The organism is Cytobacillus sp., from assembly GCF_964223445.1.
Taxonomy (GTDB): Bacteria; Bacillota; Bacilli; order Bacillales; family Cytobacillaceae; genus Cytobacillus.
The window spans coordinates 72,570-83,282 of sequence record NZ_CAXQGS010000133.1 but is presented as its reverse complement, the minus strand read 5'-3'; the positions used below and the strand labels follow the sequence as shown (position 1 = coordinate 83,282).

General features: G+C 43.1%; 8 protein-coding genes and 1 pseudogene. 2 read left to right on the top strand and 7 right to left on the bottom strand.

Going from position 1 to position 10,713, the window contains the following annotated elements:
* Positions 1-122: 122 nt before the first annotated feature.
* Both ACEQ1T_RS23630 and addB read right to left on the bottom strand, forming a co-directional pair.
* Positions 123-1,340, bottom strand: a pseudogene (locus ACEQ1T_RS23630) (UvrD-helicase domain-containing protein); the annotation flags it as partial.
* A complete protein-coding gene (gene addB, locus ACEQ1T_RS23625; protein WP_370225017.1) occupies positions 1,318-4,824 on the bottom strand; it encodes a helicase-exonuclease AddAB subunit AddB in 3,507 nt (1,168 codons plus the stop codon). The pseudogene ACEQ1T_RS23630 and the gene addB, both read right to left, overlap by 23 nt.
* A 147-nt stretch (positions 4,825-4,971) precedes the next feature.
* On the opposite strand from addB, the gene ACEQ1T_RS23620 reads away from it, so the two are divergent.
* Positions 4,972-6,126, top strand: coding sequence for an MFS transporter (locus ACEQ1T_RS23620; RefSeq protein ID WP_370225016.1), 1,155 nt, complete (start codon positions 4,972-4,974; stop codon positions 6,124-6,126).
* Positions 6,127-6,159: 33 nt separating this feature from the next.
* Here ACEQ1T_RS23620 and ACEQ1T_RS23615 read toward each other — a convergent pair whose 3' ends face one another.
* From ACEQ1T_RS23615 to fabG, 3 genes are all read right to left on the bottom strand, one after another.
* Positions 6,160-6,699, bottom strand: a complete 540-nt coding sequence (locus ACEQ1T_RS23615; protein WP_370225014.1) for a GNAT family N-acetyltransferase — start codon at positions 6,697-6,699, stop codon at positions 6,160-6,162.
* 80 nt (positions 6,700-6,779) lie between these two features.
* Positions 6,780-7,958, bottom strand: coding sequence for an acetyl-CoA C-acyltransferase (locus ACEQ1T_RS23610; RefSeq protein ID WP_370225012.1), 1,179 nt, complete (start codon positions 7,956-7,958; stop codon positions 6,780-6,782).
* A gap of 52 nt (positions 7,959-8,010) precedes the next feature.
* Positions 8,011-8,751, bottom strand: coding sequence for a 3-oxoacyl-ACP reductase FabG (gene fabG / locus ACEQ1T_RS23605; RefSeq protein ID WP_206835152.1), 741 nt, complete (start codon positions 8,749-8,751; stop codon positions 8,011-8,013).
* Positions 8,752-9,001: 250 nt separating this feature from the next.
* Here fabG and ACEQ1T_RS23600 point away from each other — a divergent pair, with 250 nt between their 5' ends.
* Positions 9,002-9,328: a hypothetical protein gene (locus tag ACEQ1T_RS23600; protein WP_370225010.1), complete on the top strand. Its 327-nt coding sequence runs from the start codon at positions 9,002-9,004 to the stop codon at positions 9,326-9,328.
* Between the two features lie 89 nt (positions 9,329-9,417).
* Here ACEQ1T_RS23600 and lepB read toward each other — a convergent pair whose 3' ends face one another.
* Both lepB and ACEQ1T_RS23590 read right to left on the bottom strand, forming a co-directional pair.
* Positions 9,418-9,972 (bottom strand): signal peptidase I, encoded by a 555-nt coding sequence (gene lepB / locus ACEQ1T_RS23595; protein ID WP_206835147.1) that lies wholly within the window; start codon positions 9,970-9,972, stop codon positions 9,418-9,420.
* Positions 9,973-9,996: 24 nt separating this feature from the next.
* Complete coding sequence (locus ACEQ1T_RS23590) at positions 9,997-10,620, bottom strand: TVP38/TMEM64 family protein (protein ID WP_206835143.1); 624 nt, start codon at positions 10,618-10,620, stop codon at positions 9,997-9,999.
* Between the last annotated feature and the right edge of the window lie 93 nt (positions 10,621-10,713).

Here is a 10,713-nt window from a genome sequence, read left to right as displayed (position 1 = left end):
TTTTTCGCATGCTTTCATAATTGCTTGCAACTTATTAGATGTTGCGAATATGCTTGTCTATTATTAGGGTTGTGGTTAGTGCATGTTACAATAGAATACGAAGAGGAAAGAATGTTTCCATTGAACTGATTTCTGCAGGCAAGAGCTGCTTCTGATGGCAAAAGCCTTCCCTCTTCATCTGATGATGAGAGAATTTCAAGGCAATAATGCTCAAGATCGGCAAAGTCAACCAGCCCTTTTTCAGTTTTAACCTGGTCAAAGCGAATTGAGAATTCTTTAACTAACGAAACAAGCGATTCTATATGGGGCTTCATTTCCGCCATATCACGCATGAAGCTTTCCTGTTTGCGGAAAAACAGTTCTTCCTGCAGGCCGGTTATGATTTTCTTGGCCTGGTCCCTAAGTTTCTTTGCCTTTTCAACCAGCCCTTCATCATAATCATTGCCCTTACAGGTTTTGGCTCTGCCAAAAGACCATGATTGCATCGCTTCATATAGCATCGGCCATGAATCATTTTTCGCTTCGATTAGAGTATTGACAACGTGCAGATCTGCGATAAAGTTTTCTGCTCTCGGAGCCGGTCCTCCAGGAAGTTTGGTCAGCTCCAGCCCATATTCCAGCAGCTGCTTGGCCCCTTTCAGCTGAAGATTTATATCCTCCAAAAGGGAACGGACAAATGGAAGCTTTTCAAGACTGTCAACACCCTCCACGTTATACATCTCAACAATTGAATCAAGATATTGATCAGGTGAAGGGTTGGAGCGGGCAAAATCGTATAAGTCCCTTATTATATCCTGAAGGGCAGTGTCACTTCTGTCATTTGTAAAAGTATCAACAAGTGCAAAGAATGCTTCGTTTCCCTCTTTACCGTATTCCTCTTCAAAAAGCTCCTCGAGTACTTCATCTCTTAAGAGCTGTGCTTCTGTTTCATCAGCGATTCGAAATCCGGGATCAATATCGGTCATGTAGTAATATTTACGAATCATCTCTAAGCAAAATGAATGCAAAGTCGAGATGGATGCCCTGTTTAATAAGCTTACCTGCTTTCTAATGTGAGCAGACTTCGGATCGGCATTAATAGCTTTTTCAAGCGCTTCGCCGATTCTGTGCCTCATTTCGGCTGCTGAGGCATTTGTGAAGGTCACAACAAGGAGTTCATCGACATTAATAGGATCTTCATCAGCGATAATCTTATTGATAATCCTTTCAACCAAAACAGCCGTTTTCCCTGAACCGGCTGCAGCAGCCACCAGGATATCCTGGCCCTTGGCCATAATTGCTTTCCACTGGTCATCAGTCCAGGTTGCATCCTCCGGCTTAGGCGGTATGGCCATTTTCATCGCCCTCCACCTCCTTCTTGATGATTTCAATCATGTCTTCCTTTGGCTTAGACACAAATAACCTGTAATCATTGGTTTCGAGCGATTCGTCAAATTGGCATACAGATTTATAGGCACAAAATGTACATGGTGTTTTTTCCTTCATTTTATATGGGGCAATTTTAACATCGCCCTCTGTAATCATATTGCCAGTATTCCTATACATCTTTCTTACGTAGCGCCGCAAATAATCAAACTCCTGCTTGCTAGCCACTTTAGATCGCTTTGAAAGTGTGCCGTCTTTTTTAAATCCGGCTGAGATAATGGATGAATCGCCTGTCTCAATTGTCTGGTCCATTAACCTGATGACATTTTCATCTCCCAGCAGCAGGCCATTCATTTTAAATTTCTTATAGAGTTCCTGCTCGATATCCTCTATGGTCAGCATTTTTGAAGTGCTGACGATTGGATTATGAACATGGAAATAAAGGACTCCTGCCGGATCGGCTTCAGTCCCGATCAAAGAATTGGAATGGGCAATAATGATGTCCAGATACGTGAGCATCTGCAGAGCAATCCCATAATATACCTCACTGACATTCAAATCCTTGGAGCTGGATTTATAGTCAATTACCCGTAAAAATGTCCCGTTTGTATCCTGAGCCTTGTCCACTCTGTCAATTCTTCCGACAAGCTCCATTTTAGTCCCATTTTTAAGAGGAAAAACAAGCGAAGGAAGTTCTCCTTTTGGACCAAACCCCAATTCCAGCCCCACGGGCGAGAATCCGCTTGATTTGGCATGCTCACTGATAACATAGGAAGCCCTGCTGATGATTTGCTCAAGCTTTCTCTTAATATAGTGATGCCTGTTCGAGCTTAAAAGAATTTCATTTTGCAGTTTAGGAGCAAGCATTTCAACTGCTTCTTTTGCAAGGATCTCACACTGTTCCCTTGTCATATCTGTCCATGAAAGTTTCTGGGACATAACTGTCTCTGCGATAAATTTTAAAGCGGCATGGAATAAATCCCCGATATCCGGCGCTTCCAAACGGTATACCTGTCTTTCCCGCAGCTTTAGTCCATGCTGTGCAAAATGGGAAAATGGACAGCTATGGAATAATTCCATCCTGGAAACACTCGCCTGAATATGATCGCCATACAATTCTTTACTGATGTCTTCGCCAAGCTGAATTGTCCGGTTTTCATAATTCAGGCTGGAAAGAACCTTTAATGCCGGCCTTCTCCACTGCTCATTGTTAAGATAGCAGTTATAAACATCCCACCACAGGTCATAGATTGGATAGCTGCGTTTTTTCAACTGAAGCTGAGAAGTCAAATACGAAAGTGCTGTATTAAGATTATCCGCATATTCCAGCTGTTCTGTTTCCGGCAGCTCTGCCGGATCCGACATGAAGGAAAGCTGCCTGCAATCAGGGAATAAATCTCCCAATCTCTTAATATATGGAGAAGGCATAAGTGCTTTACCTTCTTCATTCGCCAGCGGATAACTGATAAAAAGTTTTTCTGATGGAGTGACAAACGCTTTATAAGCAATAAATTCTTCATCAAGAAGTCGTGTTCGGCTTCCAGGCGCCAGTTTCATTCCGCTGGTGTTCAGAATTTCTCTGTCATCATCCGCCAGCACACCCTCCTCTGAGAACTTGGCAGGAATTACTCCTTCATTGAGACCAATGACAAAGGCAGCTTTAATATCAGTTAGCCTTGATCTTTCCAAATCGGCAGCCATGACCTGATCGATGGCAGGCGGAACAAGCGTGAAACGCAGCGACTCCAGACCGGCATCCAGAACGGAAGCAAAGCGCTTTAGAGTCACCTCTTCTTCACCAAGCATTTCTACATACTGATCGAGAAGCTCCATAATGGCATTCCATGCTTGTCCATGCTCCCTTGATTTAACAAGGTTCCCTTTTTCCTCTTCAGCCGATTTCCACTTTTCAATCTTCACAGGCACATCCAATTCTTCCAGATATAAAAATAAAGCTTCACAATATCCGCGGCCATCAGCAGCCTTTTTCAAGCGCCTGTGCAATCTTAATATTGGGCCTGTAATCATTTCGCGCAAATCACTTAACTCATCTTCTATTTTCTTCTCGGCATCTGTCTGGGCAACCGCTTCAAACTCCAGCCCCCTGATTCTCCTGTATATCCATCTTTTCTTCTTCGTCCATTTGTCCCCTTGGATGCCATAGGCAAGAACATAGTTCTCAAGTCTGTCCATTTGCTCACGAAGCTTGCCGGCGTTTAACTTGGACGGGAAAATAAGCTCCGTTTTTACTGCTCTGAAGATCGGTTCATAGCGCCAATTCCCATTGATGATTTCAAGAGTTGACCTAATTAACTCCACGAGTGGATGATTCATCATAGTTCTTTTTTGGTCAATAAAATATGGGATTTCGTAGTCATGGAACACTGTTTCAATCATGTCATGATAATCCTGTCCGTTTCTTGCAAGTATTGCAATATCACGATAGCGATAGCCATCTGTGCGAACAAGCTTATTTATTTTTCTGGCAACGCCCTCGATTTCAGCCCGCCTGTTGACAGCCTGTCCGATGTGGATGTCTGCTTCCCCTGGAAATGCCTCAGCAGGCCTGCTGTCAAAATATTCCTCAAGATGTCTAAGCGAAGGGCTGCTCCACCTTTTTTGCTCAGCAAGGACCATTTCTTCAATACCCAGACTGTTGCGGAAAGCCATTTCTTTGATTGTCTGATAGTTTTCTCCCGCCATTCTGAATAAATGAAGATCTTCAGGAGCACTATGCTTAAGCGGCTGGTCAAGTGTCAGTGTAATAGTGACGTTTTTACACTGCTTCATCAGCTGTTCAACAATCGAATATTCCTGTGGTGTAAAGCTGTAAAAGCCATCTATATAAACCTCGGCATTTTTTAGATACTCTGAATGGGATGCTTTTTCAGCAAGAAGGCGGAAGTAGTCTTCCGAATCGGTATATTTGCCGGCAAGGGATTCTTCAAAATTTTTATAGATTAACTCAAGATCATGAAGCTTGTCCTGAAGTGCCTTATTCGATTTCCCTGTTCCTGGGAGCTGCTGCTGCCTTTCAGCAAGTTCATCAGGGGCTACACAATACCGTTTGAATTCAGTCATCATTTGTTCAATTTGCTGAATAAAACCATTTTTATCTGCAGCCCTCTGAAAAAGCTTAAGCTCATCCTTTTTATCTTCGATGATCTTGCGGATAAGCATGCTGATGCCAACACTGTTAAGATGATATCTGCTCAAGCCTCCTGTTTCCTGAAGAATTCTCCACGCAAGTCGCGTGAAAGAATATACCTGGCTGCGAATCATTCCTCCAAGGCCGGGCGTTGTAATTAATTTATATTCTGAGAGGAACGTCATTTGTTCCGGAACTAAGTAAATGATGGGATCTCCATCCGGATTAAGCCGCAGTTCATCGCGGATTTCATTAAGGCAGTATTCCGTTTTGCCGCTTCCGGACCGGCCTATCAATAAACGTACGGTCATTTTTTTCCTCCTTAAAAAAGCTCTCTCTCTATCATTATTTTATCATATAAGCTGTTCAATTTTTTGTATGGGGTTCTTCAAAATTGTGGAAATGACAACTTTCCTATACGGGGTTTCGTGCATAAAGTATATCGGCAGGTGATAAGGATGATTTCAAAACAGATCCTGATTGCAACTTCAGTCATTTTGACAGTTACAGGAATTTTCGTGGCCAGCAACATTTATACACTAATCCCTATTTACGGGGATATTGCTGACTCATTTAAAGTAAATGAAAATTATATTGTTGGCGGGGGAAGCCTGTTTGCATTTTTTTATGCAGCCGGCCTGCTGTTCTTTGGCCCTGCTTCAGATACATTTGGCAGGCGCAAAATTATTATTACGGGTTTGTTTGCTTCTGCTTTGTCCACTTGTGCCGTCGGGATCTCTCCTAATGTAGAGACTCTCTATATAACCAGGTCGATTCAGGGGTTGACCCTTGGCAGCTTTGCTCCTGTTGCCTTCGCCTATTCCTTTGATCTTTTTCAGCCAAGGAGTCGCACCCTGCTGCTTGTTTTTATCAATACAGGATTCCTTGTCGCCGGCATCCTTGGACAGCTGATCAGTTCGACAATTACTTTTTATTTTAAATGGAACTATGCTTTTTATTTCTTTGCGTTTTGCTATTTAATTCTTTTCCTTGTATCGTATAAAATACTTCCAGGCACTTCTCCTCCTTCCAAATCAGGGGTTTCCGTTATTTCTATTATGAAAAAACTATTAATGAACGGAAGCCTGCTCCAAAGCTATGCTATTACCTTTACTTTGCTGTTTACCTTTGTAGCTTTTTACGATGCAATAGGAAGGAATTTCGAGGGAACCATGGAGGAGCTGTTCACATTAAGAGCTGTAGGACTAATTGGGGCGCTGCTGTCTCTCTTTACGGGAAAATTAATTGAGCGGATTGGTGCCCATTTGACATTAAAGCTTGGTTTACTTTTAGGAATCTTCAGCATCATTAATATGTTTTTCTTCAGCAGCACTATTGCCTTAATGGCAATTTCCATTATGTTTGTGGCTTCCATATCCCTTCTTGTTCCCACTGTTATCACACTGATTGGCATGATTGCAGGAGCTGACCGTGCAAAAGCGCTTTCTCTCTATTCTTTTTTTCTATTAACCGGAGCAAGCCTTGCTCCCCCAGCGGTTATGATTCTGGAATATCATTATGTACTGTTTCTGCTTCTTGCCTTTTTCCTTACGAATATCGTTCTTAGCTATTACTTGTCAAAAGAAGTTATTTTTGTCAGTCAGCCAGAATAAATCTTGTAAAGCGCGGAATTATTCCGCGCTCTTTCACTCTTTCCACTCCTTTCTCAGGAGCCCGTATAGATACATATCATGCCGTTTTCCATCTCTCTCAAGAAATTCTCTATAGCAGCCTTCTCTCTGGAATCCAAGATTTTCATAAAGAGTTTTTGCTCTCGTATTATAGGAAAATACAGAAAGCTGAATCCTATACAGATTAAGCTCCATAAAAGCATAGCGAATCAGGCATTGCATGGCTTCCTTTCCGTACCCTTTACCCCATTCGACTTCATCTGCAATGGCAATGGTGATCCAGCCTGTTCTGTGTGGCCATAAAATGCCGTTTAGCTCCGCATAGCCTAACAGTTCATTTACTTCTTTTAACCTAAGCGAAAATCTGAAGGTGTCTTGCGGACACTCATCAAGCCATTTCTTAATTTCCATTTCCTGTTTGGGTTTTACCGGCAGAGCATCCATGTTTCGCATGATTTTTTCGTATGCATGCCACTGGATTATCTTTTTAATATCTTCCTCAATAAACGATCCCAGAATGATCCTTTTTCCAGACAATATCGTACAGCTTATCACTTTTCTCCCCCCTGAAAAATTAATTCTGCAGAAGATGGGATTCGCTAATTGGATAAATAAAGAGCTCCCGAAGGAACTCTTTATTCGTACGTTTCGACAAATACTGTGGCTCCCATCCCGCCTCCGACACATAGAGAAGCTATTCCTTTATGGCCGCCTCTTCTCTTTAATTCATGAACAAGACTCACAACAAGGCGTGCACCAGTACATCCAATAGGGTGTCCCAGGCTGATTCCGCTTCCATTTACATTTACTTTGTCCCGGTTTAAGCCTAACTCTTTCTCCACCGCCAAATATTGGGCTGCAAAAGCCTCATTGATCTCAATCAAGTCTGCATCCTCAAGTGACCAGCTGACATTAGCAAGACCTTTTTTGACTGCCGGCACTGGCCCTATTCCCATTACTTTTGGGTCTACTCCTGCCACGGAGAAGCCAGCAATCCTTGCCAGAGGCTTTAGTCCCTTTTCCAGAGCCAGTTCTTCCGGCATCAGGACAAGGGCTGCTCCGCCGTCATTCAGGCTTGATGCATTTCCTGCTGTAACGGAGCCGCCCTTTCTAAAGACAGGCTTCAAGTTTCGCAGCTTTTCGGCTGTTAAATCTGCACGCGGGTTCTCATCTTTTCTAACGGTTACTTCCCCTTTCCTGCTTTTCACAGTAATTGGAACGATCTGCGAATCAAAGTAACCGCTTTCAATCGCGTGCAAGGCTCTCTTGTGGCTAAGCAAGGCCGCTTCATCTTGCTCTTCTCTTGTAATGGCATGAATTTCTGCCAGGTTTTCTGCCGTTTCCCCCATCATAATATTATGGATTGGATCTTCGAGAATTTCCCACACGGTGTCGGTTACCTGCCCATGCTGCATGCGGGCGCCCCAGCGATGCTGTTTTAATAGATAAGGGCTGGAGCTCATGGCTTCCACTCCTCCAGCAATCACGATATCTGACATCCCTGACTGAATCTGCAGCGCTGCAGACATAATTGCCTGCATACCGGATGCACACTGCCTCTGGACTGTAAACCCTGTTGTTGTATCATCAAAGCCTGCAAGCAAAGCTGCTGTTCTTGCTGTATTCGGTTCATCTGTACGCTGAATGCAGTGTCCCAAAATTACTTCATCCACCTCATTGCTCTGCAGGCCGCTTCTCCCGGCAGCTTCTTTTAATACAGGCACAATCAAATCTGTCGGCAGAAGATCCTTAAACGCTCCGCCAAACGTTCCAACCGGTGTTCTGACTGCTGATGTTATTACAACATTTCTCATCTATTCCACCTCATTTTATCTTCTTATCGAGCAGGCGCTCGAAGTCAGGTCATTACATCATGATGCCGCCATCTACATGAAGAACTGTGCCATTCACATAATCCGATTCATCGGAAGCCAGAAACAGGTATGCATTCGCAATATCTTCCGGTTTTCCAAGTCTGCCCAGCGGAACCATCCCCTGCATTTGTCCTATTACCTTTTCCGGTACTTTTGCTGTCATACTGGTTGAAATAAATCCTGGGGCAACGGCATTTACGTTGATTCCTTTTCTTCCGAGTTCTTTTGCCCATGTTCTGGTCATTCCCACTACACCCGCTTTGGCTGCCGCATAGTTTGTCTGTCCGACATTCCCATAGACTCCCGAAACAGAGGACGTATTGATAATTCTTCCGCTTCCCTGTTCGAGCATGAATGGAAGCACTGCTTGTGTACAATGGAAGACACCTGCCAGATTCACGTCCATAACGGCCTGAAAATCGTCTGCAGATAGCTTTGCCAGCATCCCGTCCCTTGTTATTCCTGCATTATTGATCAGGATGTCAATTTTTCCAAATGCCCTTTTTACAGCTTCCGCCATATTGTCTATGCTTTGCCTGTCCGCGACATTCACCTGAAAAAACTCAACCTGAAGACCTTTTCCCTTGAGCTCCTGAGCCCTGGTAATTCCCGTGTCTGCATCATAATCAGCCATGGCTACCACCGCTCCTTCACCTGCCAACTTTTCGGCCGCAGCCAGACCAATTCCATTAGCCGCACCAGTAATAATGGCTACTTTATCCTTCAGCCTCATCAATTGCACCTCCTGATATATTTAAATATTCCGACATCGGATACTGAAACGGATCCTTTGACGTGTACACAAGCTATTATTCGACAAAGCCTGCAATATTTCCTGTGCCCAGCAATATATTCTCATTGTTTAAAAAACGATCCCAGTCTTCCAAGGGAACTGATGGTAATTTTTTGAATCGGTTTATGCGCTGCAAAAAGAGGCTAAGAAATATAAAACAAAAGACAGCAAGTTGAAAGGAGAATTTATCATGAAAGTTGTTTATGGCTTGATGGCTCAAAACGGAGACGCCCAGGAGCTGTTATGGGATTTGGGATTTTGGGAAGTTGAAGAATCCGCAAAGGAATATTTAAATGCCGAAATGGCCAATACACGCGGAATTACCGTAGAGCCCATTACTATTAATGACGCTATCCCAATTCCCCCAGAGGAAATAGAAGAAGAAACAATGGTTGCCTGCTCCCTTTGCGGAATTGAATACAATCGTGAAGATGTCAATATGACTGACTATGATGAAGACGTATGTGTAAACTGTGAACCTGAATATAGGAATAATCCTAATTTGCATGTAATCTGAGATGTCTTGCCTGCAATTAGAATAGCTCTTGTGCCAGACAGTAAAAGGGACTCGAATAATTGATATTATCGAGTCCCTTTTTCGCAATTTTAGAATGACGCATCCATTTCATCAAGCGGCCAATAGCGCAGGTTTACCTTCCCTACAACCTGGCCGGCTGAAATAAATCCAAAATGCCGGCTGTCCCAGCTTCCAAGGCGATTATCTCCCATAACAAATAGTTTTCCCTCCGGAACCGTTTCGGTGCCAGTCATTTCCAGCAGTGTAAAGTCACCTGTCAGTTTACCCCCTGCTGTTTCTTTCCGGTATTTCTCCAGGTAAGGTTCATTCACTTTTTTGCCATTTACAAATAATTCATCATCGCGGTATTCAATTTCATCCCCTGGCATCCCTATTATTCTTTTTACAAAATCCTCTTCATCATTATGATGAAAAACAATTACGTCAAAGCGCTCTAAATCACTGACCTGATAGCCGATTTTATTGACAATCAGCTTATTGCCATCCTGAAGGGTGGGCATCATGGATTCACCTTCCACAACATAATTGGAGAAGAAAAAAGTCCGTATAAAAGCAAAGATAATGATGCCAATTGCAAAAGCCTTCAGCCATTCCGCTCCTTCTTTTCTCAAGCCTTCTTTCACACTCCATCTCTCCCAGTACTGCATTCAATACTTTTTATTCCCGCGGTCTTTTTCTACGCTCATATTCATCTTTATTTCAATGATTTTGCCGACATACCAAAGAATGAAAATGACCAATGCCACAATGGCTGTCCGAATTGGCTGTGTTATTAATGATTTGATATCATATCCGACAAAGCTTATTGTAAAAATCATCACTATTTTGCCACTCAGGACTGCAAGCATATATTGAGCAATGCTGATATTCGAAAGCCCTGCGACAATATTTACGACTGCCGATGGAGTAAACGGAAAACAGAGCAGGATGAACAATGGCCCAAACCCATGCTTTTCCACCCATTTCATAAGCCTCTGTACCTGCTTATGCTTTTTCAAAAAACGGAGTATTCGTTTCTGGCCATATTTCCTGACCAGCAGGAAAACGAGCAGCGCTCCTGCGACCGCGCCGAGCCAGGAGTATAAAAAACCCAGCCAGAGACCAAATGCACTCGCATTTGCCATAACAAATAACACCAGGGGCAGAAAAGGCAAAAATGCTTCTAGCATTGGAAGCAGAATACCGGGAAGCGGCCCAAATGATCGATATTCCCGAATTAAATCCATTATATGATCTAATGTAAACCAATCTTTGAACAGTTCAAAATCCATTTAGTATCTCCTTGTCCAATATGCAGCAAAGTCCTATCGTTCGATTATCATTAAAGGGAAGCTTCTCCTAGTTTTACCACTTCCCCTTTTATT

What these genes read in the sequence shown, in the direction of transcription:
- addB (WP_370225017.1), bottom strand. Translation starts at nt 4,824, where the DNA reads ATGACCGTACGTTTATTGATAGGCCGGTCCGGAAGCGGCAAAACGGAA.
- ACEQ1T_RS23620 (WP_370225016.1), top strand. Translation starts at nt 4,972, where the DNA reads ATGATTTCAAAACAGATCCTGATTGCAACTTCAGTCATTTTGACAGTT.
- ACEQ1T_RS23610 (WP_370225012.1), bottom strand. Translation starts at nt 7,958, where the DNA reads ATGAGAAATGTTGTAATAACATCAGCAGTCAGAACACCGGTTGGAACG.
- fabG (WP_206835152.1), bottom strand. Translation starts at nt 8,751, where the DNA reads ATGAGGCTGAAGGATAAAGTAGCCATTATTACTGGTGCGGCTAATGGA.
- ACEQ1T_RS23600 (WP_370225010.1), top strand. Translation starts at nt 9,002, where the DNA reads ATGAAAGTTGTTTATGGCTTGATGGCTCAAAACGGAGACGCCCAGGAG.
- ACEQ1T_RS23590 (WP_206835143.1), bottom strand. Translation starts at nt 10,620, where the DNA reads ATGGATTTTGAACTGTTCAAAGATTGGTTTACATTAGATCATATAATG.